The organism is Cupriavidus sp. BIC8F, from assembly GCF_032465815.1.
Lineage (GTDB): Bacteria > Pseudomonadota > Gammaproteobacteria > Burkholderiales > Burkholderiaceae > Cupriavidus > Cupriavidus necator.
Genome location: NZ_CP136095.1, coordinates 441,409 through 467,110, shown reverse-complemented (window position 1 = coordinate 467,110; position 25,702 = coordinate 441,409). Strand labels below are relative to the sequence as shown.

At 66.9% G+C, this 25,702-nt stretch carries 25 protein-coding genes; 20 read left to right on the top strand and 5 right to left on the bottom strand.

Translation table 11 applies throughout. From position 1 onward, the window contains the following. Positions 1-126 precede the first annotated feature (126 nt). The 9 genes from RS901_RS22345 (at position 127) to RS901_RS22305 (ending at position 8,129) form a co-directional block, all read left to right on the top strand. Positions 127-1,083, top strand: coding sequence for an oxygenase MpaB family protein (locus tag RS901_RS22345; protein WP_316155986.1), 957 nt, complete (start codon positions 127-129; stop codon positions 1,081-1,083). Between the two features lie 738 nt (positions 1,084-1,821). Next, the gene (locus RS901_RS22340; RefSeq protein ID WP_316155984.1) at positions 1,822-2,148 is read left to right on the top strand and encodes an RNA chaperone Hfq; all 327 of its coding nucleotides are present in this window, start codon (positions 1,822-1,824) and stop codon (positions 2,146-2,148) included. Between the two features lie 225 nt (positions 2,149-2,373). Then, entirely contained in the window at positions 2,374-3,681 is a 1,308-nt protein-coding gene (locus RS901_RS22335; RefSeq protein WP_010810679.1) for a flagellin FliC, read from the top strand. A 138-nt stretch (positions 3,682-3,819) separates the two neighbouring features. Next, positions 3,820-4,197, top strand: coding sequence for a flagellar protein FlaG (locus RS901_RS22330; RefSeq protein ID WP_316155979.1), 378 nt, complete (start codon positions 3,820-3,822; stop codon positions 4,195-4,197). A 33-nt stretch (positions 4,198-4,230) separates the two neighbouring features. Then, the gene (gene fliD, locus RS901_RS22325; protein ID WP_316155977.1) at positions 4,231-5,637 is read left to right on the top strand and encodes a flagellar filament capping protein FliD; all 1,407 of its coding nucleotides are present in this window, start codon (positions 4,231-4,233) and stop codon (positions 5,635-5,637) included. Positions 5,638-5,674: 37 nt separating this feature from the next. Further along, on the top strand, positions 5,675-6,100 hold the full coding sequence (gene fliS, locus RS901_RS22320) for a flagellar export chaperone FliS (protein WP_316155974.1): 426 nt from the start codon (positions 5,675-5,677) through the stop codon (positions 6,098-6,100). Between the two features lies 1 nt (position 6,101). Continuing rightward, positions 6,102-6,443, top strand: a complete 342-nt coding sequence (locus RS901_RS22315; protein ID WP_316155971.1) for a flagellar protein FliT — start codon at positions 6,102-6,104, stop codon at positions 6,441-6,443. Positions 6,444-6,513: 70 nt separating this feature from the next. Then, positions 6,514-7,839, top strand: a complete 1,326-nt coding sequence (locus tag RS901_RS22310) for a flagellar hook-length control protein FliK (protein ID WP_316155969.1) — start codon at positions 6,514-6,516, stop codon at positions 7,837-7,839. Then, positions 7,836-8,129 (top strand): EscU/YscU/HrcU family type III secretion system export apparatus switch protein, encoded by a 294-nt coding sequence (locus RS901_RS22305; protein ID WP_316155967.1) that lies wholly within the window; start codon positions 7,836-7,838, stop codon positions 8,127-8,129. Before RS901_RS22310 ends, RS901_RS22305 begins: the two co-directional genes overlap by 4 nt. Positions 8,130-8,200: 71 nt before the next feature. Here RS901_RS22305 and fliE read toward each other — a convergent pair whose 3' ends face one another. Beyond that, positions 8,201-8,524 carry a flagellar hook-basal body complex protein FliE gene (fliE, locus tag RS901_RS22300; protein WP_041688225.1) on the bottom strand — a complete coding sequence of 108 codons (324 nt, stop codon included), beginning with the start codon at positions 8,522-8,524 and terminating at the stop codon, positions 8,201-8,203. A 407-nt stretch (positions 8,525-8,931) separates the two neighbouring features. Between fliE and fliF the strand changes: the two genes are divergently transcribed. From fliF to RS901_RS22255, 9 genes are all read left to right on the top strand, one after another. Then, positions 8,932-10,662 carry a flagellar basal-body MS-ring/collar protein FliF gene (gene fliF, locus RS901_RS22295; RefSeq protein ID WP_316155963.1) on the top strand — a complete coding sequence of 577 codons (1,731 nt, stop codon included), beginning with the start codon at positions 8,932-8,934 and terminating at the stop codon, positions 10,660-10,662. After that, a complete protein-coding gene (gene fliG, locus RS901_RS22290; RefSeq protein WP_114136287.1) occupies positions 10,649-11,659 on the top strand; it encodes a flagellar motor switch protein FliG in 1,011 nt (336 codons plus the stop codon). The genes fliF and fliG overlap by 14 nt, the downstream gene beginning before the upstream one ends. Beyond that, positions 11,646-12,464 carry a flagellar assembly protein FliH gene (fliH, locus tag RS901_RS22285; protein ID WP_316155959.1) on the top strand — a complete coding sequence of 273 codons (819 nt, stop codon included), beginning with the start codon at positions 11,646-11,648 and terminating at the stop codon, positions 12,462-12,464. The genes fliG and fliH overlap by 14 nt, the downstream gene beginning before the upstream one ends. Next, positions 12,457-13,932, top strand: a complete 1,476-nt coding sequence (gene fliI / locus RS901_RS22280; RefSeq protein ID WP_316155957.1) for a flagellar protein export ATPase FliI — start codon at positions 12,457-12,459, stop codon at positions 13,930-13,932. Before fliH ends, fliI begins: the two co-directional genes overlap by 8 nt. Further along, positions 13,910-14,368 (top strand): flagellar export protein FliJ, encoded by a 459-nt coding sequence (gene fliJ / locus RS901_RS22275; RefSeq protein ID WP_316155955.1) that lies wholly within the window; start codon positions 13,910-13,912, stop codon positions 14,366-14,368. Before fliI ends, fliJ begins: the two co-directional genes overlap by 23 nt. A 26-nt stretch (positions 14,369-14,394) precedes the next feature. After that, positions 14,395-15,822: a flagellar hook-length control protein FliK gene (locus tag RS901_RS22270; protein ID WP_316155953.1), complete on the top strand. Its 1,428-nt coding sequence runs from the start codon at positions 14,395-14,397 to the stop codon at positions 15,820-15,822. Positions 15,823-16,026: 204 nt separating this feature from the next. Continuing rightward, positions 16,027-16,443: a type II toxin-antitoxin system HicB family antitoxin gene (locus RS901_RS22265; protein WP_316155951.1), complete on the top strand. Its 417-nt coding sequence runs from the start codon at positions 16,027-16,029 to the stop codon at positions 16,441-16,443. A gap of 42 nt (positions 16,444-16,485) precedes the next feature. Then, complete coding sequence (gene alkB / locus RS901_RS22260) at positions 16,486-17,139, top strand: DNA oxidative demethylase AlkB (RefSeq protein WP_316155948.1); 654 nt, start codon at positions 16,486-16,488, stop codon at positions 17,137-17,139. 84 nt (positions 17,140-17,223) lie between these two features. Continuing rightward, positions 17,224-17,712, top strand: a complete 489-nt coding sequence (locus RS901_RS22255) for a GFA family protein (protein ID WP_316155946.1) — start codon at positions 17,224-17,226, stop codon at positions 17,710-17,712. 59 nt (positions 17,713-17,771) lie between these two features. Here RS901_RS22255 and cysK read toward each other — a convergent pair whose 3' ends face one another. Next, the gene (gene cysK / locus RS901_RS22250) at positions 17,772-18,689 is read right to left on the bottom strand and encodes a cysteine synthase A (protein ID WP_316155944.1); all 918 of its coding nucleotides are present in this window, start codon (positions 18,687-18,689) and stop codon (positions 17,772-17,774) included. Between the two features lie 433 nt (positions 18,690-19,122). On the opposite strand from cysK, the gene RS901_RS22245 reads away from it, so the two are divergent. Both RS901_RS22245 and bcsS read left to right on the top strand, forming a co-directional pair. After that, positions 19,123-21,282, top strand: a complete 2,160-nt coding sequence (locus tag RS901_RS22245) for a glycosyltransferase family 2 protein (RefSeq protein WP_316155942.1) — start codon at positions 19,123-19,125, stop codon at positions 21,280-21,282. An 11-nt stretch (positions 21,283-21,293) separates the two neighbouring features. Next, positions 21,294-22,007 (top strand): cellulose biosynthesis protein BcsS, encoded by a 714-nt coding sequence (gene bcsS / locus RS901_RS22240; RefSeq protein WP_410054215.1) that lies wholly within the window; start codon positions 21,294-21,296, stop codon positions 22,005-22,007. 80 nt (positions 22,008-22,087) lie between these two features. Here bcsS and RS901_RS22235 read toward each other — a convergent pair whose 3' ends face one another. The 3 genes from RS901_RS22235 to RS901_RS22225 all read right to left on the bottom strand — a co-directional run bounded on the left by RS901_RS22235 (position 22,088) and on the right by RS901_RS22225 (position 25,456). Then, entirely contained in the window at positions 22,088-22,717 is a 630-nt protein-coding gene (locus tag RS901_RS22235) for a DUF938 domain-containing protein (RefSeq protein WP_316155940.1), read from the bottom strand. Positions 22,718-22,846: 129 nt separating this feature from the next. Continuing rightward, entirely contained in the window at positions 22,847-23,359 is a 513-nt protein-coding gene (locus RS901_RS22230; protein ID WP_316155938.1) for a GNAT family N-acetyltransferase, read from the bottom strand. A gap of 111 nt (positions 23,360-23,470) precedes the next feature. Continuing rightward, complete coding sequence (locus RS901_RS22225; RefSeq protein ID WP_316155936.1) at positions 23,471-25,456, bottom strand: PhoX family protein; 1,986 nt, start codon at positions 25,454-25,456, stop codon at positions 23,471-23,473. Positions 25,457-25,702: the final 246 nt, after the last annotated feature.

Here is a 25,702-nt window from a genome sequence, read left to right as displayed (position 1 = left end):
CAGGCCGGGCCCCCCGCAAGGGGGCTCCGGCCCTTTTTGCGGCAAGCGCACCGGCATGACCCCGCGCACATCGTCCCACATCCCGTGTATGCTGGCCCTGACTACCCCATCCAGGCACCACCGGCCTTGTCCAGCTTTACCGACCCCGCCGCCGGCCGCTCTGCGCAGCCAGGACGCGGCCCGCTGAACCATCTCTCCACCAGGCTGCGTGAGCGCGCCGGCGCGCATGTGCGCGCGCTGACCCGCAGCAATTCCGGCCTGACCCTCGACTACGACAACCCGCCGGGCGATCCCGGCCTGTTCGGGCCCGACGCGGTCTGCTGGCGCGTGCATGCCGACTTTCCGGCAATGCTCGCGGGCGGCGTCAGCGCGCTGCTGCTGCAGACGCTGCATCCGCTGGCGCTGGCCGGGGTCTGGGACCACTCCAGCTTTCGCACCGACATGCAGGGGCGCCTGGGGCGCACCGCGCAGTTCATCGCCGGCACCACCTACGGCAGCCGTGCCGATGCCATGGCGCTGATCGGGCGCGTACGGCGCATCCATGCCGGCGTGGTCGGGGTGGCCCCGGACGGGCGGCACTATGCAGCCTCCGACCCGGCGTTGCTGACCTGGGTGCACGTGGCCGAGGTCTCGAGCTTCCTGGCTGGCTACCTGCGCTATGTCGGGCCACTGAGCAGCGCCGAGCAGGATCGCTACTACGACGAGGTTGCGCGCATCGCCGAGATGCTGGGCGCGGCCGACGTGCCGCGCTCGCGCGCCGAAGTCACGGCCTACCTTGAGGCCATGCGGCCTGCGCTGCTGGCCAGCGAGCGCACCAGCGAAGTGGTACGGCTGGTGCGGAAGATGCCGGTGGCCAACCCGCTGCTGCAGCCGGCGGTGCGCATCATGGCCGACGCGGGCATCGCCCTGCTGCCGCCGTGGGCACGGCACCAGCTCGATCTGGACGGCCCTTCGATACGGCGCCCGGCCGCACTCGCGGGCATGCATGTGCTGGCACCGGCGCTTCGCTGGGTGCTGGGCGCCGGCCTGGCAGCGCGCGCACGGCGGCGCGTGGCCCGCGGCATTGCCACGGGGGCCGGCTGAGGGCCGCGCCGGCTATCGGCGTCCAGCGGACACTTCTTGAATGGAAATGAGAATTAGCGGCAAAAACCCTCCCATTTCGGAGGATTGCGCGGCGCGAAAGTGGCGTTAAATCTGCCTGGGCATTCCGAACGGCCGGTCGGATTTACTAACCGCACCAGCCACAGCGCCACAGAGCGCGATTCAAACGACGCAGGCAAAAAAAGAAGCCTACGCGCGGGGTGCTCGTAGGCTTTCCAGGACTGCTCGAGCCGAAAGGCTCTTGCCAAGAATATAAACGCGCTTACATGAGGTGTAAATCCCGTTTCTATCAGGGGATTCCCTCATGACGATATGAGATCGTTTGCGCACTTTTGATAATTTGGGCCCTGACGCTACATCGGGGCATTTTTCGCATGGGCTGGCAATTTCCTCACGGGCCCCGTCCACACCGGGCCAGCCGCCCTGGCCGCAGCATGCGGCAGCGCACAATCGGTTACAATATCCTAGCTTCGAGAGCAACACATCTTATAGAGCAAAGACTCTAGATCCGAATTGGCGCGCGGTTCGTCAACGCTTGTAGAACTTGGTTACTCTCAGCCCCGAAGTATTCCCCTTCTCTTCTGGCAGCACCAACCGGCGACGCCGCAGCTACCGAGAGCGGATGTTTCCCCTGCCGCCCTGGCCGCGCCGCCCCCCAAGCCGCCGGCCAACGGACCATTATCAGCCGCCAGAACCCTAGTGGGCTCTTCCGGAGTCGTTGTGAAGAAGAAGGAAACCCGGCCCAGGTCACCGAGCCGAAAGCAACTGCAGCACCAGCAATTTGCTGCATACAGCACCAGCCAGGCGCCTGTGATCGTCCACCTGTCCAACGGCGCGCGACTGCAGGGCCTCGTGCTGGCGTCGGACGACTACGTGGTGCTGCTTGGCCGGCAGCCGGACGACATCCGGCCCACGGTGGTCTACAAGCGGGCCATCTGCCTGGTCACGCTGGCCAATGCGCCGGACGCGCCGGTGATGGCACCGGATCCGGCCCCGGCGCCGGACTTCCTGCCGATCTACATCCCCCGCACCCGCAAGCGCCGCTAGGCCAACGCCCGCCCCGCACGCCTTCCCGCTCCGGCGCCCCTTGCCGCGCGGCGCCTCCGCTCGCCCTGCCGGCACCCCGCGAAACTATCGCGGAGATCACTCTAAACCTTTCCATTGCCCGGTCGATAACCCAAGCAACGGAGGCACTCTACGCCCTGCAAAGCAGGCCGCCAACGTTACGGCACTAGCCGGAATGCCCAAAACTTTGCATACAGGAGTCGTACCATGGCGCAAGTCATTAACACCAATTCGTTGTCTCTGATGACTCAGAACAACATGAACACGTCGCAGTCGTCGCTGAACACGGCGATCCAGCGCCTGTCGTCGGGCCTGCGCATCAACAGCGCCAAGGACGACGCCGCCGGCCAGGCCATCGCCAACCGCTTTACCTCGAACATCCGCGGCCTGACGCAAGCCCAGCGCAACGCCAACGACGGCATCTCGCTGGCACAAACGACGGAAGGCGCGCTGACCGAAGTCAACAACAACCTGCAACGTATTCGCGAACTGTCGGTCCAGGCGGCCACGGGTTCGAACTCGTCGTCCGACCTGAAGTCGATTCAGGATGAAATCAACCAGCGCCTGTCTGAAATCGACCGTACGTCGCAACAGACCGACTTCAACGGCGTCAAGGTTCTGGCCGGCAGCAACAAGCTGTCCGTCCAGGTTGGCGCCAACGACGGCGAAACCATCTCCATCGATCTGAAGCAGATCGACAGGACCACGCTGGGCCTGAGCGGCTTCTCGGTGGCCAAGAACTCGCTGGACGTCGGCCCGAAGATCACCACCATCAACGCTGCCGCTGGTACCGGTTCGTTCAACGTGAGCTTCGCTGCAGGCGACGTCACCAAGATCAACGCCGCAACCGGCAAGACCTTCGCCGCAGCGGACCTCGAACTGCACGAAGTCAAGACGGCTGCCGGCGCGAACTCCGGCCAGTTCGTCGTGAAGGCTGGTGACGACTACTTTGCAGCTTCGGTTGATCGTGCCACCGGCGCCGTGAAGCTCAACGAAGCTGATGTCGCATTCGACGACACCGCCAATGGCATCGCCGGCCCCGTCACGCTGCAAGACCAGGTGGTGCGCGTTGCCAACAATGCTGCAGGCGTAGCCACGGGCTACGTCACCGTCCAGGGCAAGAACTACGTCGCTGCCGGTACCCTGGCCGACGGCGGTGCCGCCGGCACCCTCAACGTGGCCGTTGGCACGATCTCCCTGAGCGGCGCCACCCCCACGGCCGAATTCACGGGCGTTCCCACCGGCAACGCGCTGAAGAAGATCGACGCCGCGCTGAAGCAAGTTGACGACCTGCGCAGCTCGCTGGGTGCTGTCCAGAACCGTTTTGACTCCGTCATCTCGAACCTGGGCACCACCGTGACCAACCTGTCCTCGTCGCGCTCGCGCATCCAGGACGCCGACTACGCAACGGAAGTGTCGAACATGACCCGCGCGAACATCCTGCAACAGGCTGGCACGTCGGTCCTGGCGCAAGCCAACCAGACCACCCAAGGCGTGCTGTCGCTGCTGCGTTAATCGCGTAGGCGAAAGGCACGAAAAGGCTGGGCCGCAAGGCCCGGCCTTTTTGCCCGAGGAGCATTTCGCAGGCAGCACGACTGCCTGCAAAGCGCTTCTCACAGGAAGTGAACCCTACCAACCCGGATGGAGTATTTGATGGCGCCTCCCCCGACCGTGCCCCCAATTACCGCGCGGATGCCAACTGAAGGCCTGGCCGGCGCCGTACCGTCTGGCAGCGCCACCGCCGTGGCCATCCGGGCGACGCAGCGACAGGATCGTGCCGTGGGTAGTGGCCAGACTGAAGCTGCCCAGGGGGTGGAGGCCAGCGCCGCCATCGGCGAGCTGGTCGACGCGCTCAAGACCACCACCATCGGCCTGCGCTTCGAGATCGACGAAGCCACGCACCGGGTCATCACCAAGGTGATCGACAAGGAAACCGGCGACCTGATCCGGCAGATGCCCACCGAAGAGGTGCTGCGCATCGCCCGCGCCATCGACAAGCTGCAGGGGTTGTTCATCAACCAGGCGGCCTGAGCCCTGATCATCAGTTGAAGACGAGACAATAATATGGCAACCATCTCCTCCGTCGGCATCGGTTCCAACCTGGACCTGAGCGGCCTGCTGGACCAGCTGCAGAAGGCCGAACAGGCACCGCTTGACGCCATCAATGCGCAGGCCAAGAGCTACCAGACCAAGTTGTCGGCCTATAGTCAGGTGCAGAGCGTGCTGGATGCCTACCAGGGGGCGGCGAAAAAGCTGTCCGATGCTGCCACCTTCGGCGCCGTAAAGGCCAGCGTCGGCACGACGGACGTGATGTCTGTCACCACCGCATCCAACGCCGTGCCTGGCAGCTACAGCATTACTGTCAACACGCTGGCCACCGCGCAGTCGCTGGTGAGCAGCAACGTTGCCGACCAGAAGGCCGCGATCGGCGGCGGCGAGCTCGTGTTCGACTTTGGCGAAGCGCTGGCCACCGGCGGCGCCGCCACTAGCACCAAGAAGGTCACCATCCCCGCGGATTCTTCCCTCGAAGGGATGCGCGATGCCATCAACAAGGCCGGCATTGGCGTGACCGCCAGCATCGTCAATGATGGCAGCGCCAACCCTTACCGCCTGGTCTTGACGTCGGACAAGACCGGGACGCAAGCCACCATGCGCGTGTCGTCGGCCGACGCTGCCCTGAACAACGTGGTGGCGTTCGACCCGGCCGCGGCGCCCGGCGTCAACAAGATGGAACAGAAGGTGCCGCCTGCCAATGCGACGCTGAAAATCAACGGCATCGACGTGGTCAGCCAGAGCAACTCAGTGGTGGACGCAGCGCAGGGCGTGACCATGAACCTTGTCAAGCCGGGCACCACATCGCTGGTGATCACCCGCGACAACGAGGCAATCAAGGCCGCTGTCCAGGCTTTTGTCACCGCCTACAACAATATTCAGAGTTCCGCCAAGTCGCTGACGGCATTCGATACCAAGGCCGGTACGTCCGCGGCGCTGACCGGCGACGGCGCGTTGCGCTCGATCCAGTCCAGCCTGCGTTCAATGCTGGGTGGCGCCATGGATGACGGCAACGGCGGCACGATTACGCTGATCGACGTCGGCGTCGCGTTCGACAAGGACGGCACCATGAAACTGGACGACACCAAGCTGAGCAAGGCGTTGAACGACAATCTGGGGCGCGTCACGTCCCTGTTTTCCAGCACCACCGGCGACGGCGGCATCGGCAAGCGCGCCAGCACCTATATCGAAAGTCTCAGCAAGACCGATGGCGTGCTGAAGGTGGCCCAGGACGGCATCACCAAGACCCTGAAGGACCTGGAAGATGACTACACCCGCGTCCAGGACCGCGTGACTGCCACCATGGACCGCTACAAGGCCCAGTTCACACAACTGGACCTGGTGGTCGCGCAGATGAACCGTACCAGCAGCTACCTGACGCAGCAGTTCAACGCGCTGACCGGCAGCACCAAGAAGTAATCGCCGAGCCGCACTCCAGAGCCAGAGGAACCCAACCATGTTCGCCCGCGCATCCGCCAATGCCTACGCCCAGGTCGGCGTCCAGACCGGTGCCATGAGCGCCAGCCCGCACAAGCTGATCGCCATGCTGTACGACGGCGCGCGCGCGGCCATTGCGCGGGCGAAGTTCCACCTGGAAGGTGGCAGCATTGTCGAACGCGGCAACGCCATCTCCAAGGCCATCGACATCATCGACAACGGCCTGCGCGCCGTGCTCGACCATGAGGCTGGCGGCGAGATCTCCGCCAACCTCGAATCCCTGTATGAGTACATGGTGCGCCGGCTGATGCTGGCCAACCTGCGCAGCGACGCGGCCCTGCTGGCCGAGGTCGACACGCTGCTCGAAAGCCTGGCTTCGGCCTGGGCGCAGATCGACGACACGGCCGCGGCCGCGGATCAGCAACCCGCCTTGCAGGACAACTGACATGGCCTCCCTTCCCAAGTTCTCCCCGATCGTGGCCTGCTACGAGGAAATCCTCGCGCTGTCCGCACGCATGCACGAGGCCGCCCAGGCAGCTGACTGGGACACCGTCGCCGAGCTGCAGCAGGGCTACCTGGCCCAGGTGGACCGCCTGCGCCAGATGGACCACGAGGCACCGTTCTCCGATGCGGAACGCATGCGCCGCTACCAGTTGCTGGACCGCATACTCACGTACGACGCCCGCATCCGTGACCTGGCCATGCCGCAGCTGAAGAAGCTGGGCGACATGCTGACCAGCTCGCGCCACCAGTTCGAACTATCCGCCGCCTACGGCGCCACCGCCTGACGCGGCCTGACCGCTGCGCTACTCCCTGCGGCGGGCCGGAAAGCCCGCCATCTGCATTCACGCGACCCGTATGACCGGCATCCATCTGCCTCCAGGCCTGGCACCCGGTCAGGCCCCGGACCCACAACCGCTGCGCACGGCGCTTGCCATCGACAAGCTGGCGGCGCTGCAGCCCGTGCCCGAGGCCACCGAGTCGAATGTTCAGAACTCCACCGGCCAGGCGATCCGCCACAGCCAGCAGGCCACCGGCCCCAACGCCTTGGCAGGCCAGGCTGCGTTGCTGCCGGGCACTTCGACGCAGGAATCGCTGAGCGCGGCGGCGCGCGCCATCCTGGCGGTGATGGACGGTACCGACGCGCAGCCGGTTCGCAGCGCCGGCCCGCTGCTGGCCGCCGCGCCCACGCCAGCGTCTGCGCAGGCCGCCGCGGCGGCCCTTGCCAACACGGTCGGGCAGAGCGGCCTGTTCTACGAATCGCACCTGGCGCAGTGGGTTGCCGGCGCGCGCGCGTTGTCCGGCATCCGCCAGGAGCCGCAGGCGCAAGTACCGGTGCCGGCCCGAGCGGCTGCCCCAGGTGGCACTGCGCAAGCCGCAGCAACGACGCTGCCGTCTGCGCTGCTGACCTATGCGGGCGGTGCGGCAGCGGCGGAGCCGGCGCGGCCCTCGGCGCCGCCGCTGATTCCGGCTTCGCAGGTGCTGGCTGAAGCGCTGGCTTCGGCTGGCAATCCGCGCGTGGCCCACAGCCATGCGGCGGCGGAACAGGCGCTGCGGCAAGGCACCGCCACCACGGCGGTCTACAGCCGCGAAGCGGCTGTAGACCCCGGCACCCAGCGCCAGTCCGCCGCGGCGCTGGCTACGCAGGCCTACCAGACCACCGCGGAGGCTGGCGCGCGCACTGCTGCGCCGGACAGCCTCGCCCCCCACGCGGCGCGCGCCGCCGTGGGCCTTCCGGACACCGCCTCGGCTGACGCCGGGCGGCAGGCCGCGGCAGCCGGCCCGGCCATCCATCCGGCGACCGAGGGCGTGGTCCGCCAGCAGCTGGAACTGCTCGCCACGCAGCAGTTCCGCTTTGCCGGCGAAGCCTGGCCCGGCGTGCCGATGGAGTGGGAGTTGCTGCGCCCCGATGCGGATGGCGCGGCGCAGGCCCATGACGACAACGCCCGGCCATGGTCCAGCCGCCTGCGGCTGCAATTGCCGAGCCTCGGCATCGTCGAAGCGGTGCTGACACTGGGACCGGCAGGGCTCGAGGCCCGCGTGGCAACGCCCGAGACCGATGTCGCGGCGCGTTTCATCGCGGCACGGCCGCTGCTGCGCAACCAGCTGGAGACCCAGGGCATCGTGCTGCAGCGCCTGAGCGTGCAGACCCAGGACAACCTGACGGAAGGAGAGGCGCGATGAGCGAAGCGGCGCAAGACCGCGGCACGGCGATCGCGCTGTCCTACCAGCACAGCGACAAGGCCCCGCGCGTGGTCGCCAAGGGCTATGGCGTGGTGGCCGAAGCCATCATCGCCCGCGCTCGCGAAGCGGGCGTCTATATCCACGATTCGCCCACCCTGGTGAACCTGCTGATGCAGGTCGACCTGGACAGCCACGTGCCGCCGCAGCTCTATGTGGCCGTGGCAGAACTGCTGGCGTGGATCTACCACCTTGAAGCGGGCATGGACGCAGGCGCTGAAGCGCACGCCTGACCCGGACGACAAAAGCCCCTGGCCGCTTGCGCGCGCCAGGGGCTCTTTGCTTTCGGGGCAGGCCGGCGGGCTTACACCGCCATATTCATCATTTCCTGGTATGCCGCCACCAGCCGGTTCCGCACCTGCACCCCGGTCTGGAACGACACATTGGCCTTCTGCAGGTCGATCATCACGTCATTGAGCGCCACGCCGGGCTTGCCCAGCTCGAACGCCTCGGCCTGGCCGTAGGCACGCTCCTGCGCGGCGTTGATGCGGCCCAGCGAGCGTTGCAGCTCGCCGGCAAAGCCGCCGCCGACCGGCGCGGCGGACTGGCTGGCACTGTTGCCCGAGGCAACCTGGGACATCCCGCGCAGTTGCTGCAGCATGCCCTCGATGGAAGAGATAGTGGTCATTTGGCTCGTCGTATGCCGGTCCACCGGCAAAGTTCGTCTTGTGGCGCGCCCTTTGCATCACATAGCGGCCTGCCGGCAGGCGGGCCTCAGGCGGTTCGCACCCAGTTTCAGCCCCCGCAGAGTACCCGCCGCCAACGCCCGCCCATGGGCCGAAATCGGACAAAAAACCGCGTCTGTTCACCGGATTGTCAGGCTCAAGTCTGGCCGATCATTGCCACCGTGCCGGAAGAGCGCGGGCTGTCGTCCCGTGCTGGCTCCGGAAATCACCAGACAACCATCGATTCGGGAGTACGCGTGTTTTCTCTGCAGCGTAATGTGAGCCGTGCCGTGAGCCGCGCCGACGACCAAGGCGGTCAGCATCGCCCGTGCCGTCGCGAGCATCGCGGCGCCGGATCCGGAGCACGCGCATGACCGCGGCCGTGGCACTGCCCGGGCGCCCGGCAGAAGTGATCGAGCGCCTGAAGGCCAACCCGAAGCTGCCGCTGATGCTGGCCGGCGCAGCCCTGGCCGCGGCCATCGCGGTGGGCGTGCTGTGGTCGCGCAGCCCGGACTATAAGGTGCTGTACAGCAACCTGTCCGAGCGCGACGGCGGCGCGGTGCTGCAGTCGCTGCAGCAGATGAACGTGCCGTACAAGTTCGCCGAAGGCGGCGGTGCGGTGATGGTGCCGTCCGAGAAGGTCCACGAAATCCGCCTGCGCCTGGCATCGCAGGGCCTGCCCAAAAGCGGCACGGCCGGCATGGAGCTGATGGACAACCAGAAGTTCGGCATCAGCCAGTTTGCCGAGCAGGTCAACTACCAGCGCGGGCTGGAAGGCGAGCTGGCGCGCTCGATCGAATCCATTGCCGCGGTGCAGTCCGCCCGCGTGCACCTGGCCATCCCCAAGCCGACGCTGTTCGTGCGCGAGCGCCAGAAGCCGACCGCGTCGATCGTGCTGCAGCTGTACCCGGGCCGGGCCATCGATGAAGGCCAGGTCGCGGCGATCAGCCACCTGGTGTCGTCGAGCGTGCCGGAGCTGACGCCCAAGTCGATCTCGATCGTCGACCAGCACGGCAACCTGCTGTCGAACACCGGCAACGAGCGCATGCTCGACGCGACCCAGCTCAAGTACGTCCAGGCGCTGGAGCAGAACTACCTGAAGCGCATCGAAGCGATCCTGACGCCGATCGTCGGCAAGGACAACGTGCGCGCGCAGGTGACGGCCGACGTGGACTTTTCCATCGTCGAGCACACCGACGAGAGCTACAAGCCGAACCAGGACCCGACCCGCTCGGCCATCCGCAGCCAGCAGACCAGCGAATCGACCCAGCAGGGTGCCACGCCGCCGGGCGGCGTGCCCGGCGCGCTGTCGAACCAGCCGCCGGCTGCCGCCGCCGCGCCCGTGACCACGCCGCAGACGCCGCGTGCGGGCCAGGCGCCGGGACAGGCCGGCGCTCCGGCTGCCGGGCAGCCCGGACAGCCGGGGCAAGCTGCCCAGCCAGGCCAGGGGGCCCAGGGCGCCAATTCCACGGCTTCCGGCGGCCCCAGCAGCAATCGCCGCGACTCCACCGTCAACTACGAGCTGGACCGCAGCGTGCGCCACGTGCAGCAGGCACCGGGCGGCGTGCGCCGCCTGTCGGTGGCGGTGGTGGTCAACTACCGCCAGCAGGCCGATGCCAAGGGCAAGCTCGTGGCCGAAGCGCTGCCGCCGGCACTGCTGGCGCAGATCCAGAACCTGACCAAGGAAGCGATGGGGTTCTCGGCCGACCGCGGCGACTCCATCAACGTGGTCAACAGCCCGTTCACCGCCGAGCGCGAGAAGGCCGCGCCCGAGGTGCCGCTGTGGAAGCAGCCCGACATGATCGAGCTGGGCAAGACCCTTGCGGGCTACCTGCTGCTGGCAGTGCTGGCGCTGTTCGTGTGGTTCAAGGTGGCGCGCCCGATCCTGCGCCGCTACACCACGCCGCCGCTGCCGGCGCCGGAAGCCAGGGACGAGACCGAGGCAGTGCTGCTGCCGCCGGACGAGCCCGCAAACCCGGAAATCCTGCGGCTTGCCGCCAAGTATGAAAGCGACCTCGCGCTGGTGCGCGACGCCGCACAGCGCGACCCGCGCCTGGTCGCCAGCGTGATCAAGAACTGGATTGCCAATGACAACCGCTAAGGGCATGTCCGAATCTGGCCTGCAAAAGAGCGCCGTCCTGATGATGGCGATCGGCGAGGATGCCGCGGCCGAGGTGTTCAAGCACCTGTCGCAGCGCGAAGTGCAGGAGCTGGGCTCGGCCATGGCCACGCTCAGCTCGGTCACGCGCGAGGAAATGGCCGAGGTGCTGGGCGAGTTCCGCACCGAGACCGAGCAGTACCTGGCCCTGAACGTCGATTCCAACGCCTTCATCCGCAGCGTGCTGAACAAGGCGCTGGGCGAGGAACGCGCCCAGTCGGTGATCGAAGACATCCTGGAATCGCGCGATCCGGGCGGCGGCATCGATTCGCTGAACTGGATGGACGCCACGGCCATTGCCGAGCTGATCCGCGACGAGCACCCGCAGATCATCGCCACCATCCTGATCCACCTGGATCGCCAGAAGTCGTCCGAGGTGCTGGCGCTGTTCACTGACCGCCTGCGCAACGACGTGATCCTGCGTATCGCCACCTTCGGCGGCGTGCAGCCGGGCGCGCTGCAGGAACTGACCGACGTGCTGACCAAGCTGCTGGCCGGCCAGAGCCTGAAGCGCAGCCGCATGGGCGGCGTGCGCACCGCGGCCGAGATCATCAACCTGATGAGCACGGCGCACGAAGAGGCCGTCATCGACGGTGTGCGCCTGCACGACGGCGACCTGGCGCAGAAGATCATCGACGAGATGTTCCTGTTCGAGAACTTGCTGGAGGTCGACGACCGCGGCATCCAGCGCGTGCTCAAGGAAATCGCCACCGAGTCGCTCATCGTCGCGCTCAAGGGCGCGCCGCAGGAGCTGCGCGACAAGTTCATCCGCAATATGTCCACCCGCGCCGGCGAGATGCTGCGCGAGGACCTGGACGCGCTGGGCCCGGTGCGCGTGTCGCAGGTCGAGGCCGAGCAGAAGGCCATCCTGCAGGTGGTAAGACGCCTGGCGGATGCGGGCGAAGTGCAGATCGGCGGAGGCGACGATGCCTATGTCTGAGGCAAACCCTGAGCGCGGCCAGGCCGCACGCCGCGCGCCGCGCGGCGACCCGCTCTCTTCCCTTGCCGGCAACGGCGCGGCCGCCGAGCCTGGCGGCTTTGCGCCGTTCGAGCCCCCGCGCCGCGCGCGTGGCGGCGCAGCCGGCTGGCAGCGCTGGCAGATGGGCTCGCTCGATCCCCGGGATATGGAGCCGCCCGAAGCCCTGGCCGCCATGCCTTCCGAACCCGCACCGCCGCCGATCGATTTCGAGGCGCTCGACGCCATGCGCGAAGGCGCGCGCAAGGAAGGCTATGCCCAGGGCTACACCCAGGGGCAGACCCAGGGCTACGGCGACGGCCACCGCGAAGGCTACGCCCGCGGCCTGGAAGCCGCACGCAACGAGGCCACGCAGCTGCAGGCGCTGGCCACCAACTTCCGCAGCGCGCTCGGCGGCGTGGACGACCAGGTTGCGCGCGCGCTGGTGTCGCTGGCGCTGGACGTGGCGCGCCAGCTGGTGCGCACCGCCCTGGCAAACGACCCCGCGGTGCTGCTGCCGGCCGTGCGCGAGCTGCTGACCAGCGAACCCGCGCTGTGCGGATCGCCAAGCCTGCTGCTGCATCCCGACGACGTGGCGCTGGTGGAAACCCACCTGCATGGCGAACTGGCGGCCGCCGGCTGGACCGTGCGCGCCGATCCGTCGGTGGCGCGCGGGGGCTGCATCGCCAGTGCCGCCAGCGGCGAGCGCGATGCCACGCTGCCTACGCGCTGGACCCGCGTGGTCAAGGCGCTGGGCCGCGACGATCCATGGGAGCCGCCGCATGCCTGACACAGCCGAGCAGGCCACGCCAGCGCCGGAACCCGCGCAGGCCCATGCGCAACGCTGGATCGGCGCGCTGGACAGCGCCGCGGCCGGCATCGCCGGGCTCGACAGCAAGCGCAGCTGCGGCCGCCTGACGCGCGCCGCGGGCCTGGTGCTGGAAGCCGTGGGCCTGCGCCTGCCGGTCGGCAGCGACTGCCTGATCGAGCTGCCCGCCGGGCAGTTCACCACCGACAGCAATGCCCCGCGCACCGCGGAAGCGGAAGTGGTGGGCTTTGGCGCCGACCGGCTCTACCTGATGCCGCAATCGGATGTAGTGGGCTTGCTGCCGGGCGCGCGCGTCTATCCGCTGGAACCATCGCCGCAGCCGGCCGGCATCACCACGCCGCGCGAGCCGGGCTCCAAGCGCCTGCCGGTTGGCGCCGGCCTGCTGGGCCGCGTGCTGGATGCCGCGGGCCGCCCGCTCGACGGGCTGGGCCCGATCACCGCCGCCATGGAAGTGCCGCTGGCCGGCGAGCAGATCAACCCGCTGATGCGCGCGCCCATCGAGACTGTGCTCGATACAGGCGTGCGCGCCATCAACGGCATGCTGACTGTCGGGCGCGGCCAGCGCATGGGCCTGTTTGCGGGCTCCGGCGTGGGCAAGAGCGTGCTGCTCGGCATGATGGCGCGCTATACCAGCGCCGACGTGATCGTGGTCGGCCTGATCGGCGAACGCGGCCGCGAAGTGAAGGAGTTCATCGAGAACATCCTTGGCCCCGAGGGCCGCGCACGTTCGGTGGTGGTGGCCGCGCCGGCCGATACCTCGCCGCTGCTGCGCATGCAGGGCGCCGCCTATGCGACGCGGCTGGCCGAGTATTTCCGCGACCAGGGCCAGCATGTGCTGCTGATCATGGACTCGCTGACGCGCTACGCCATGGCGCAGCGCGAGATCGCGCTGGCCATCGGCGAGCCGCCGGCCACCAAGGGCTATCCGCCCTCGGTCTTTGCCAAGCTGCCGACGCTGGTCGAGCGCACCGGCAATGGCCCTGAAGGCGGCGGCTCGATCACCGCGTTCTACACGGTGCTGACCGAAGGCGACGACCAGCAGGACCCCATCGCCGATTCCGCGCGCGCCATCCTGGACGGCCATATCGTGCTGTCGCGCAGCCTGGCCGAATCCGGCCACTACCCGGCCATCGACGTGGAAGCATCGATCAGCCGCGCCATGACCGCGCTGATCCCGAACGCGCAGTTCGGCTCGGTGCGCCGCTTCAAGCAGCTGATGTCGCGCTACCAGCGCAACCGCGACCTGATCAGCGTGGGTGCTTACGTGCCGGGCAACGACCCGGAGCTGGACCTGGCGATGCGCCTGCACCCGCGCATGGAAGCCTTCCTGCAACAAGACATCCACGAGCGCGCCAGCTACGACGACGCCATCGCCCAGCTTCACAGCCTCTTCGACAGGAGTGAACATGCTCAAGCATTCACCGCTTAATACGCTGGCTGACCTCGCCCAGAACGATACCGACGCCGCCGCGCGCGAGCTGGGCAGGCTGCAGGGACTGCGCACGCAGGCTGAGCAGCAGCTCAACCAGCTCACCGAGTACCGCCATGAGTACCGCGCGCGCATGCAGGTGGTGGCCGCCGAAGGCATGACCTCGAGCCGCTGGCAGGATTTCTCGCGCTTTCTCGATTCGCTCGACCATGCCATCCGCCAGCAGGGCGCGGCGCTGGCCAAGGCCGAAGCCGACCTGCTGGCAGGGCGCAACCACTGGCAGCACCAGAAGCGCCGCCTGAACTCGTTCGACACGCTGATCGCGCGCGCCGAAGCAAAGGAAGACCAGGTTGCCGCGCGCCGCGAACAGCGCGCCAACGACGAATACGCCGCCCGCCTGGCCCGCACCACGGCCAGCCGCCTGAGCGAAGCCTGACCCGGGCCACACCCGTAGCCAACCCCATGATCGATATCAGCCAGATTGTCAGCAGCGCCGCCAATGCGGTCGAGGGCGCCAGGCGCGCCACCGCCGACGCAACCGCGAGCGGATTCGGCGACGCGCTGTCGCGCGCCCGCGAAAGCAACAAGGCCCCCGCGCCGCCGGCCAGGGAAGCCGCCGCGCGCGACCAGCCCGCATCCCGCCAGCCCGCGGCGCAGGCCGATGCCGGCAAGCCGCAGCCAGCCGCCGCGGCCGGCAAGAAGCCCGCAGCCGGCCACAAGGATGAAGACCAGGACCAGGACGACACCGCGGCGGCCACGCCGACGGATGCCGCAGCCGCTGCCGCAGCGGCCCTGGCACTGATGCTGCCTGCCGCCGCCCCGGCCAGCCCCGCTGCCGCGCCAGCCGGCGCGGCGGGTTCCGCCCTCGCCGGCATTGCCGACACCGGCGGCGCCGCCGCACTGCAGGCGGCGCTGGCAAATGCCACGCAGCCGGCCACGGCAGATGCCCAGGCCGATGCCATGCCGGCGGCCGCCACGCCGCTGCCGGACACGCTGCAGGTCGTCACCAACGAAGCCCGCCCCGTACAGCCTTCGGTCGCCGACACGCTGGCCACCATCGCATCCCAGCGCGCCGCGATGCAGGCCAGCACCAGCGCAGGCACCGACGGCAAGGCCGGCACGTCCCAGGCCATCCCGGGCGACGTGCTGGCCGTCCAGCAACAGGACACCACCGGCCAGTCTGCCGGCGGATCGGGCAATCGCCCGGACAGCGGCATCGCCCAGCACCGCGCCGATCCGCTCGCCGCCAACCCCGGCGCGGCGGATACCAGAGCCGTGGCAACACCGTTCGCCGTCGCACAGGCTGCCGCCCGCACCGGTGAGGCTACCGCGGCCAGCCCCGACAACACGCAAGCCGTGGCCGCCGCGCTGGCCGGCCAGGCCAACCCGTCGGCTACTGCAGCCGCTGCAGCCGCCTCCGCCCGTCCTGTGGTCACCCCGCCGCTGTACGACAGCCAGTGGCCGCAGGCCCTTGGCCAGCAGATGATCCGCATGAGCACGCAGGGTCAGCAAAGCGCCGAACTGCAACTGAACCCGCCCGACCTCGGGCCGCTCAAGGTCGTGCTCAACGTGGTCAACGACCAGGCCCAGGCCCAGTTCGTCTCGCCCCACCAGGCCGTGCGCGCCGCGGTGGAAGCGGCGCTGCCCCACCTGCGCACCGCGCTGTCGGAAAGCGGCATCCAGCTTGGGCAGACTTCGGTGGGCGCAGACGGCTTTGCCAGCCAGGCGGGCAATGGCAACGGGCAGCAACAGCAGGCACCGGGGAATGGGCGCGGGCAAACCAGCTTTGGTGCCGGCACGCTGGCAGCCGTTGAGCCGGCGGCATCAGCCAGTACGACGCCCCGTCCCGCGCGCGTGCTTGGGCGTGGCGAGATCGATACGTTTGCCTGAGTTCGCGCTGCGTAGCGCGTGGTGATCGCGCGCCACGGAAGTAAGCAAGGCCGCCCGACGGGCGGCCTTTGTCGTGTCAGCGGCGGGCGGTTCATGTATTTCGCTCACAATCCTGCAACCAGATTTAACGGATTGCTGCTAGAATCAGTAAACATTTTTGCTTACCATACACCGGGCATCCGTTGTCGCAGGAGGAGTCCCAATATGCTGCGTTTCCCTGCCAACATCGTCCCGGACGACGGTGGCTTTGCTGTGTCGTTTCCCGATATCACCGAAGCCCTGACCAGCGGCGACACCATCGAGCAGGCCCGCGAGATGGCCGCCGATGCGCTCGCCACGGCCATGGAGTTCTATTTCGAAGACGGCCGCCCGGTGCCGCTGCCGTCGAAGGCAAAACGCGGCCAGCATCTGGTTGAACTGCCGGCCAGCGTGTCGGCGAAGGTGCTCCTGCTTAACGAGATGATCGCGCAGGGCGTGACGCAGGCGGAACTGGCGCGCCGGCTGAATACGCGCAAGCAGGAGGTGCAGCGTATCGTCAAGCTGGACCATGCGACCAAGATTGATACGATCGAGGCTGCATTCCGGGCGCTGGGGAAGCGGCTGGAACTGACCGTCGCCTGACCGTCGCCTGACCGCGCCAGGACCCCCGCAATCCTCCACCCCATGACTTTCGACCTGTTCGACGACCTGCCACCGAGCGGCCCCGCCATCGAACCCCTCGCCGACGGCGCCGTAGTCCTGCACGGTCTGGCCCGTGCGGATGCGCAAGTGCTGCTGGCCGACGTCCAGGCCATCATCGCGCTTGCCCCCTGGCGGCACATGATCACCCCCGGCGGGCTGAGAATGTCGGTGGCGATGGTCAACTGCGGCACGGTCGGCTGGGTCTCCGATGCGCGCGGCTATCGCTATGACCCCGTCGATCCGCTGAACGGAAAGCCGTGGCCGGAGATGCCGGCGAGTTTCCGGCAACTGGCCACCACCGCGGCGGCGCAAGCGGGCTTTGCCGGTTTCGAGCCGGATGCCTGTCTTATCAATCGCTATGAGCCGGGCACCCGGCTCTCGCTGCACCAGGACCGCGACGAGCGCGATTTCAGCGCGCCCATCGTCTCGGTCTCGCTGGGGCTGCCCGCGGTGTTCCTGTTCGGCGGCATGCGCCGCGCGGACCGTCCGCAGCGGGTGCGGCTGGCGCATGGCGACGTGGTGGTGTGGGGCGGGCCGTCGCGGCTGGCCTTCCACGGCGTGGCGCCGCTGGCCGATGGCGACCATCCGCTGCTGGGGCGGCTGCGCATCAACCTGACATTCCGCAAGGCGCTCTAGCCATCACCGCCGCCTTGGCACTTTGCCGGGGGTTTTCTACAGTCAATGGACTGTCCTGAACGCCACCGTGCAAAGGCCCACACCATGCATCTAGACGGCTCCTGCCATTGCGGCGCCATCCATTTCTCGCTCGAATCCGATTCCCCCTATCCCTATATGCATTGCCATTGCGCGATCTGCCGCAAGACAGCGGGGAGCGGCGGCTACGCGATCAACCTCGGCGGCGATGCCGCCACGCTACGCGTGCGCGGGCGCAAGCACCTGGGCGTCTATCACGCCGTGCTGCGTGAGCCCGGCAAGCGCGCGCGGCGCTCGCCGGCGCAGCGGCATTTCTGCGTGCAATGCGGCAGCGCGCTGTGGCTGTGGGACCCGCGCTGGCCGCACCTGGTGCATCCGCATGCATCGGCCATCGACACAGCGCTGCCGCGCCCGCCGGAGGTGGTGGAGGCTGCGCTGGATTCTGTCGCGCCCTGGGTCGACGTGCCCAAGGGCAAAGGCCATGTGCACTGCCGCACCTGGCCGGATGAATCGCTGGCGGACTGGCACAAGCGGCACGGCCTGTTGTCACGCTGAGCGGCTGCCCAAAGCGTTCCGAGCGCCCGGGCCGCACGGGCCGGGGCGCTCATACCTGCTTACGCGGGCAGGAACCCTTCGACGGTAAGGTAGCGCTCGCCGGTGTCGTAGTTGAAGCCCAGCACGCGCGCGTTGGCCGGCAGCTCGGGCAGCTTCTGCGCGATCGCGGCCAGCGTGGCGCCGGACGAGATGCCGACCAGGATGCCTTCCTCGCGGGCGCAGCGGCGTGCCATCTCGCGCGCGGGCTCGGCATCGACCTGGATCACGCCGTCGAGCAACGAGGTGTCGAGATTCTTCGGGATAAAGCCGGCGCCGATGCCCTGGATCGGGTGCGGCGCCGGCGCGCCGCCGGAGATCACCGGCGAAGCCACCGGCTCGACGCCGAACACCTTGAGCTGCGGCCATTTGTCCTTGAGCACCCCGGCACAGCCCGTCAGGTGGCCGCCGGTGCCGACGCCGGAGATCAGCACATCCAGCCCATCAGGGAAGTCATTCAGGATTTCCTGCGCGGTGGTGCGCACGTGCACGTCGACATTGGCCGGGTTCTCGAACTGCTGCGGTATCCACGCGCCCGGCGTGGCGGCGACCAGTTCCTCGGCGCGCGCGATCGAGCCTTTCATGCCCTTCTCGCGCGGGGTCAGGTCAAAGGTGGCGCCATAAGCCAGCATCAGGCGGCGGCGCTCCACCGACATGCTGTCCGGCATCACCAGCACCAGCTTGTAGCCCTTGACCGCGGCCACCATGGCCAGGCCGATGCCGGTATTGCCCGAGGTCGGCTCGATGATGGTGCCGCCCGGCTTGAGCACGCCGCGGCGCTCGGCGTCTTCCACCATCGACAGCGCGATGCGGTCCTTGATCGAGGCGCCGGGGTTGCTGCGCTCCGACTTGATCCAGACCTCGTGGCCGTTGCCGAACAGCCGGTTGATGCGGATATGCGGGGTATTGCCGATCGTCTGCAGGATGTTCTGGACCTTCATCTTGTTCTCCGTGGCGGGCGCGATGCCGCAGGCCTGTAAGGCGCGGCCATCGCAGGATCGAATGACGGGACGATTCTAGAGCAAAGCGCCGCGCAGGCGGAACGCTTCATGCCAGGACCGTATCGTTTGCAATGCCCTCAATGTTCGAACTTCAGCGTAGGGCCCTGAAAGAAGTACAGATAGGCAATCAGGTACGCAGGACCCAGCGCGAAGATGAGGACAAGAATCTGCGCGTAGATTTTGGTCACTAGCCAGCTCGTCCCCGTCCCTGCCTTAAATGATCTTCATATCAGAAATAAACAACAACAACCTGATGCGACATAGCGTCGTCAAAGAGCTCACGCCTATGGCACCATGCGGACTAGTCGTATGACTATGCCGACATAGGTCTCCGCTTGTAGCTCGACGGGCAAGGCGCCCATTGGAAGCCAACATGAAGACTGAGCAGCCCAAACGCTATATCGCCTTGCTCGTGGCCGTCTACGTGTCTTGCGGATTCGCGTATATCGCCTGGCGCGTAGGAACCGTCAACATGGACGCGCCGTGGCTGTCTCTGCCGCTGTATGCCGCTGAAGTCTACGGTTATCTGAGCGGTCTTCTGTTCGTGCTGATGACCTTTCGGCTCAGCGTGCGGGAGGTAGTTCCGCCGCCAGCGGGACTGAAGGTCGATGTGTTCGTGCCCACTTACAACGAGTCCGTGGACCTGGTGCGCCGTACGCTGCTGGCGGCCACGCGGATGGAGTACCCGCATGTTACCTGGCTACTGGATGACGGCCGGCGGCCAGACATGCGCAAGCTGGCCGAGGATTTGGGCTGCCGCTACCTCGCCCGCGATAACAACTTCCACGCCAAGGCCGGCAACCTGAACCACGCGCTGCAGTTCTGCGAAGGCGAATTCATTGCGATCTTCGACGCCGACCATGCCCCTCGCAAGGACTTCCTGGTGAAGACACTGGGATTCTTCCGCGATGCAGACGTTGCGTTCGTGCAGACACCGCAAGACTTCTTCAATATCGACTCGTTCAACCACCGCATCGGCAAGAAGCGGGTCTGGGATGAGCAGGCGCTCTTCTTCAAAGTCATACAGCGCGGCAAGGACGCACTGAATGCGGCATTCTTCTGCGGCAGTTGTGCGGTTATCCGACGTTCCGCGGTGGAGAGAATCGGCGGCTTCGCCACCGAGACCGTTACGGAGGATGTCCATACGGCCGTCAAGCTGCACAAGTTGGGATTCAAGTCTGTCTACTACGCCGAATCACTTGCCTTTGGCCTGGCGCCGCACAGCATTGACACCTACCTGAAGCAGCGCATGCGTTGGGGAATGGGAGCGATGCAGGTGTTCCGGCGCGAAAGAATTCTTTTCAGCCGGGGCCTGACGCTGGGCCAGCGACTCAATTATTTCGCGTCGGCACTTTTCTTCTTCGAAGGTTGGCAGAAACTTGTTTTCTTTCTGACACCGCCGGCAGTATTTCTCTTGGGCGACCTACCCATAGTCTCATCGCTCAGCACCTTCCTGCTGCTGTTCTGCCTGTACTACCTGCTGTCGATGTTGGTTCACCTTGAGCTGGGACGCGGCTACAACTCGATGCTTCTCAGCGAGCAGTACGCCATGGCTCGATTCTTTGCCTTCATGTCAACGAGCGTTGGACTGTTTCGTCGCAACATCCCGTTTGCCGTGACCGACAAGCAGCTTTCCGATACTGGCAGGATGTGGCTCTGGATGTCGCCGGTGCTGGTGCTGGCGGGTATTACGGCAATCAGCGTGCCGATAGGCCTGTACCGGATGCATACAGGAAGCATTCCGGTCGGTGCAGGCGTCGTCACGCTCATATGGACCTGCGCGACCCTTCTCACGGCAGCGATGGTGATCGTGTACGCTCATCGCCATGCAAGCAACCGCCGCACCGAGTACCGCTTCCCGCTGCGGCTGCCGATCACGCTGACCCTTGATGGCAAGTCATACCTTGGCTTGACATCGGACCTTTCCCCCAACGGCGCGCTTTACATCGGGGAACCAATTCCAACGTTATCCCTCGGCGACACGGTAAACATAGCCATCCACCTGCCCAATCTAATCGTATGCGATGCGGCGGTGGCGACGTTCGTCAACCGATCTGCGGCGTGGGCGGCAAAGGCCGCGGCGGGCGTCGCCGGGGAGGCCGCAGTGGGACTGCGCTTTAACTGGGATGCGCAGGGCAACACCGGCGCACTCGAGACGTTCCTGTACGGTAGTCGGCTGCAGCTCGAAATGGGCAACCTTTCCGAAATTGAAATTCCGCCGCTTACTCGACTGGCTGAATTGCTGAGCCGTGACGGGGGCGCGCCACTGCTGACCCAGAACTGGGCGCCGGGACTGCTGATGCAGCCGCTGCGCGCCGGTGTGTTGCCGGTGGTCATCGCCACGATCGAGGGCGCGGCGCCGCTGCTGTTCAGCAGCATCGAACTCGATCTGGACACTGGTGCCACGTTGCGTCGTACGACGAAAGGCATGGCCACGGAACATACGGTCAGGCTGACGCCCACGGGCAGGCTGGCGACGCCAACCGGCGATTTCCACCTTTACAACATTGCGCCGCACGCTACGACGGTATGAAAGAAAAAAACATGACGCAGGACACGCGCAAGAATATTCGGGCCGACCGTGCTCTCGCCATCGTAACCCTCTGTGGCGCGGCCATCGTCCCGTTGCCGGCTATGGCGGGCACGTTGTTCGGCGGGGCAAGCTTCGCCGGTGGAGGTGAGCGTAGCGAATACGCTGGTGTCACCGGAAATTGGCTGCCCGTGTCCTTCCTCAGCCAGAAGCTCGTCGTCAGCGACTACCACTACAAGTACGGCTCGAACGGCACGACGGTGTCAGTGAACGGGCAATCGGCCGAGGCGGCGCTTGGCGTACAGAAGGGCTGGGAGACCGGCTGGGTTGAAGCCACGGCCGGCGCGCGTTATCGCTACAATCGCGTGTCGCCAGAAGGCGCCGATAACCGTGTCGACGGCGGCGAATGGGGCCTGGCATTGACAGTCCTCGGCCAGCAGGAGTTCGCGAAACACTGGGCCGTCAACGGGATCGCGAGCTACAACATCGGGCCTAAGGCGTATTGGGCGCGCGGCCGGATTCTCTACAAGATTTTCGGCGATGCGTGGGCCGGAGCGGAGCTCATCAAGCATGGCGATCCGTTTTACCACTCCACGCAGGGCGGTCTGGTGCTGACCGGCATCTCGCTCGGCCAGACCGTGAAGCTTGGCTTCTATGGTGGCGTCAAGAAGACCGGTGGGCAGCCGCGCGCATTCTATGGCGGGCTGGAAATCAGCAAGGCGTTCTGATGGCGCTTGTGCCGCACACATACGGCTGCGGGGCGGCGCATGGCGTTCCTGTTGACGGGAATCCCCAAAAAATACGCTAACTATTTGATTCCATTGACATGGAACGTTAGGCTGAAGTTGTTGGCCGGCATTGGCACCGGCTCGTCGCAGCGCATGCCCTGTGCCTCGCCCAGCGCGATCACGGCTTCCATGTCGCGCACGCCCCAGTCGGGGTCGGTAGCGCGCAATTGCGCGTCGAAGGCCGCGTTGCTGGGCGCCGTATGCGCGCCGCCGCGGCGATAGGGGCCGTACAGGAACAGCGCGCCGCCAGGGCCCAGCAGCTTGCCGGCGCCCTCGAACAGCGCCTCGGCCGCGGCCCATGGGGCGATATGGATCATGTTGATGCACACCACCGCATCCGCGGCATCGATGCCCCACGGCTGGCGGCATACGTCCAGCGCCAGCGGCGCGCGCACATTGGCCAGGCCCGCATGCGCGGTCCAGGCAGCGATCGACGCGCGCGCGGCGGCTTCCGGATCGCTTGGCTGCCAGGTCAGTCCCGGCAGCGCTGCGGCGAAGTGCACGGCGTGCTGGCCGGTGCCGCTGGCAATTTCCAGTACCGTGCCGCTGGCGGGCAGCACATTGCGCAATACCGCAAGGATCGGCTCGCGGTTGCGCTCGGTGGCGGGCGCCATGCGGCGTGCGTCGGGGTCTTGGGTCGAGCCGGTCATGATGGCATGCTCAGCGGGAGAAAGCGACTAGCGTAGCAGAATCGGCCTGCCAGGGGTGCGCCGCCCTGAGGGGCAGCGTGTCAGCTGATGAAGGGCGGCAGCCTGGGCAGGATGCGATGCTGCTGTACCTCAACGGCGCCCCGGGATCCGGTAGATCAAGCGCTCAAACTTGCGCGTCGTGGCCTGGCCCACGACCGTGCCGCCAAGCGACTCTGCGATCCGGCGGCTGGGCCAGTTCTGTTCGGCCACGGGATAGACCAAGTGCGCCGGCGACAGGTTGTCCTGCGCCCATTGCGCCAGCGCGGTGACCGCTTCCAGGCCGAAGGCATGGCCGTGGCGGTCCTCGCGGATCCAGATGCCGAGTTCCGGCGCGGGCGTGTCGGCGTGGTGCAATCCCGCCAGCCCCAGGAACAGCCCGTCGTCGGCACGCCGGATGGTGAGCACGAACTCCGAGCCTTGCGCCATGCCTGCCAGCCAGCCTTGCCACACGGCTTCGAAAGCGGCCGGGGAGGGTGACGGCTCCCAGTCCATGAATCGCGCAAGCGTCGGGGTGATGCAGGCAAACGCCTCGGCTGCGTCGTCGCCACGAAAGGGCAGCAGGCTCAGGCGCGCGGAGTGGATGTGCGGAAGCTGGTCAGGCATGGCGGGCGGGAGGCTGGGCATGATGCCGGAGTTGCCATGTTAGACGATCGTGCCCCAACAAAAAACGGCGGACCGAAGCCCGCCGCCCTCATCCTGGCACTGCGCGACGCGTCAGGCCTTGGCCAGCCTGACGCCGGTCGGGTCGCCAGTCAGGTAACCCACGGCGGCACCGAAGCGGTCCTTGTAGTTGGCCATCACCTTCGCTTCAAGCGCGGGCCGGACCTTGTCGTGCAGCGGCGTCTCCCAGTCGCCAACGTGCTGGAAGTTGCTCATCACGTAGGTCCAGCCGTTGATCTCGTCCACCGCGTGCAGGCCGGTGGATTCGGCGCCGACCGGGCACGACAGCACGCGGCTGAGCACCTTGGTATCGACGTTGTACGCCCACAGGAAGTTGTTGACGTGGGTGTTGCTGTCCTCGCCGACAAACAGCGTGCGCAGCTTTTCCGAGAACTTCAGGTTGTCGGGCGTGGCGACCTTGTCGGGGTTGGCAAAGTTGCCCAGCGCATCCTGCTGCTTCATCTTGCCGCCGCCCAGGTCTTCGCTGACCAGCGCCGGCACCGCCGCCATGTCGACCGGCACCCATTCGCTGCTGATGGCCGTGCCGGTCTTGTCGGCCTGGCCGCCCTTCAGGTTCAGCTCATAGACCGCGCCGGAGTACGGGCCTTCCACCTGGATGTCACCGGCGTTGGCGGCGTTGCCCGTGAGCATGCTCGACTCGATGCGCGACATCGCCGAGTAGGCCTTCTTGTCCTTGATGTTGACCGTGGTGCCTTCCATCTTGGTGAAGCCCAGGCTGGCGCCGACCAGTGCGGCGTAGCGGTGCGTTTCCAGGAACGCCGCCGCCTTTTCCATGCCCGGCATCAGCTTCACCCAGTTCGGCTTGCCGTTGTAGATAATGCGGCTGTAGCTGACGTCAGCCGGATCGGTGGTCTTGACGTCCATGATGTCGGCCAGCTTGATGCCGCCGTCGACCAGCGCGCGGATTTCGGCACTGGTGGCGCTGCCCAGCCGGATCCACGACAGCGTGGCGCTGCCCGGGCCCACGCCCGAGGTCTGGTGCCACTTGGCGACGTACAGCGTGCCGGACGACAGGTCGCGGGCGCGGTCGGCGATAAACAGGAACAGCCCGCCGTTGGTGGCATCGTCGCCCATCAGCACGGTGCGTTCGTCGGGCATGACCTGCACCAGCTCATGCGAGATGCGGCCCAGGCAGTAGTGCTTCTTGATGGTGCCGGTACCGTCCGGGTTGACCGTGACTTCCGGCAAGTGGCCGTAGTTGTAGGCGTTGGCGCGCGCCGGGTCGCCGTACAGGTTCTGGCTGTAGCCCTGCAGCTGCGTGACCGCGCTGGCGTTCAGCAGGTCGGTCTCGTACTCCTCGCTCGACAGGTGGGTGTTCCACGGCGACAGGCTGGCGCCGCAGGTGATCCACAGGCCGTTGACGCCCGAGGTGTCGACGTTGTGGTACTTCACCGGGGTCAGCTTGCCGGTGGCCGGGTCCTGGTCCAGCGTCACCACGGCGATCGGCGACGGCAGCAGCCCGTACATGCTGACATTGCCCTGGTTGCGCGTGGTGTACTCGAACTGCACCACCGCAAACACTGTCTTGCCCTTGACGCCGGGCACGGTCGGGTTGGCCAGGGTCAGCAGCGAGCTGCCGTCTGGCGCGTCGGAGAAGAACTGGCGTTCCTTGCCGGCCACGGAGGTGTCCATGATCGGCTTGTTGTTGATGTCGTAGTAGCCGCCGGCCAGGATTGTGCCGCCCTTGCCGTCGGGCAGGGTGTCGCCGGTAATGAAGAACGGCTGGTAGGCCAGCTTGTAGGTCTGGCTGGTGCCGTCGCTGAACGACACCTTGAGGCTGGAGCCCACCGTGGTGGTCGCCATGGCGTCCGGCGTGGCCAGCGTCGGCGCGCTCATGCCAACGAATTCGGCCGTGGTGAACGTGGCGGCCTGGGCCGGCGGAAGCGGCGCGGCGACAGCGTCGTCGCCACCGCCGCAGCCTGCCAGCAGGCCGGTGGAGGCAAGGCCAAGCGGCAGCATCGGCGCGCCGGCCAGGAGCTTCAGGGCCTTGCGGCGGCCAGCATTGGGTTGTTCAAGCATGTTCTCGATCCGGGGAAGAGGAAGGCATATGTTGTTCACTGCGTATTTGCGCCGAACCCGCGGGCGGGACCGGGCACCTGTTGGCACAGGCGGGCGGCGGGCGGCATTGCGCATGGCCGGAGCGGATCGTAGGCGCAGTTTGTGACAGCAAGTTGACGATACGACACAAAGGCGGTGCTTTCGGCCTGGCCCCGGATGCCGCTGCGGTACACTCGCCCTTTGCATCCGCGGCTCCACAGGCGCGGA

What these genes read in the sequence shown, in the direction of transcription:
- RS901_RS22335 (WP_010810679.1), top strand. Translation starts at nt 2,374, where the DNA reads ATGGCGCAAGTCATTAACACCAATTCGTTGTCTCTGATGACTCAGAAC.
- RS901_RS22330 (WP_316155979.1), top strand. Translation starts at nt 3,820, where the DNA reads ATGGCGCCTCCCCCGACCGTGCCCCCAATTACCGCGCGGATGCCAACT.
- fliD (WP_316155977.1), top strand. Translation starts at nt 4,231, where the DNA reads ATGGCAACCATCTCCTCCGTCGGCATCGGTTCCAACCTGGACCTGAGC.
- fliS (WP_316155974.1), top strand. Translation starts at nt 5,675, where the DNA reads ATGTTCGCCCGCGCATCCGCCAATGCCTACGCCCAGGTCGGCGTCCAG.
- RS901_RS22315 (WP_316155971.1), top strand. Translation starts at nt 6,102, where the DNA reads ATGGCCTCCCTTCCCAAGTTCTCCCCGATCGTGGCCTGCTACGAGGAA.
- RS901_RS22310 (WP_316155969.1), top strand. Translation starts at nt 6,514, where the DNA reads ATGACCGGCATCCATCTGCCTCCAGGCCTGGCACCCGGTCAGGCCCCG.
- RS901_RS22305 (WP_316155967.1), top strand. Translation starts at nt 7,836, where the DNA reads ATGAGCGAAGCGGCGCAAGACCGCGGCACGGCGATCGCGCTGTCCTAC.
- fliE (WP_041688225.1), bottom strand. Translation starts at nt 8,524, where the DNA reads ATGACCACTATCTCTTCCATCGAGGGCATGCTGCAGCAACTGCGCGGG.
- fliF (WP_316155963.1), top strand. Translation starts at nt 8,932, where the DNA reads ATGACCGCGGCCGTGGCACTGCCCGGGCGCCCGGCAGAAGTGATCGAG.
- fliG (WP_114136287.1), top strand. Translation starts at nt 10,649, where the DNA reads ATGACAACCGCTAAGGGCATGTCCGAATCTGGCCTGCAAAAGAGCGCC.
- fliH (WP_316155959.1), top strand. Translation starts at nt 11,646, where the DNA reads ATGCCTATGTCTGAGGCAAACCCTGAGCGCGGCCAGGCCGCACGCCGC.
- fliI (WP_316155957.1), top strand. Translation starts at nt 12,457, where the DNA reads ATGCCTGACACAGCCGAGCAGGCCACGCCAGCGCCGGAACCCGCGCAG.
- fliJ (WP_316155955.1), top strand. Translation starts at nt 13,910, where the DNA reads ATGCTCAAGCATTCACCGCTTAATACGCTGGCTGACCTCGCCCAGAAC.
- RS901_RS22270 (WP_316155953.1), top strand. Translation starts at nt 14,395, where the DNA reads ATGATCGATATCAGCCAGATTGTCAGCAGCGCCGCCAATGCGGTCGAG.
- RS901_RS22265 (WP_316155951.1), top strand. Translation starts at nt 16,027, where the DNA reads ATGCTGCGTTTCCCTGCCAACATCGTCCCGGACGACGGTGGCTTTGCT.
- alkB (WP_316155948.1), top strand. Translation starts at nt 16,486, where the DNA reads ATGACTTTCGACCTGTTCGACGACCTGCCACCGAGCGGCCCCGCCATC.
- RS901_RS22255 (WP_316155946.1), top strand. Translation starts at nt 17,224, where the DNA reads ATGCATCTAGACGGCTCCTGCCATTGCGGCGCCATCCATTTCTCGCTC.
- cysK (WP_316155944.1), bottom strand. Translation starts at nt 18,689, where the DNA reads ATGAAGGTCCAGAACATCCTGCAGACGATCGGCAATACCCCGCATATC.
- RS901_RS22245 (WP_316155942.1), top strand. Translation starts at nt 19,123, where the DNA reads ATGAAGACTGAGCAGCCCAAACGCTATATCGCCTTGCTCGTGGCCGTC.
- bcsS (WP_410054215.1), top strand. Translation starts at nt 21,294, where the DNA reads ATGACGCAGGACACGCGCAAGAATATTCGGGCCGACCGTGCTCTCGCC.
- RS901_RS22235 (WP_316155940.1), bottom strand. Translation starts at nt 22,717, where the DNA reads ATGACCGGCTCGACCCAAGACCCCGACGCACGCCGCATGGCGCCCGCC.
- RS901_RS22230 (WP_316155938.1), bottom strand. Translation starts at nt 23,359, where the DNA reads ATGCCTGACCAGCTTCCGCACATCCACTCCGCGCGCCTGAGCCTGCTG.
- RS901_RS22225 (WP_316155936.1), bottom strand. Translation starts at nt 25,456, where the DNA reads ATGCTTGAACAACCCAATGCTGGCCGCCGCAAGGCCCTGAAGCTCCTG.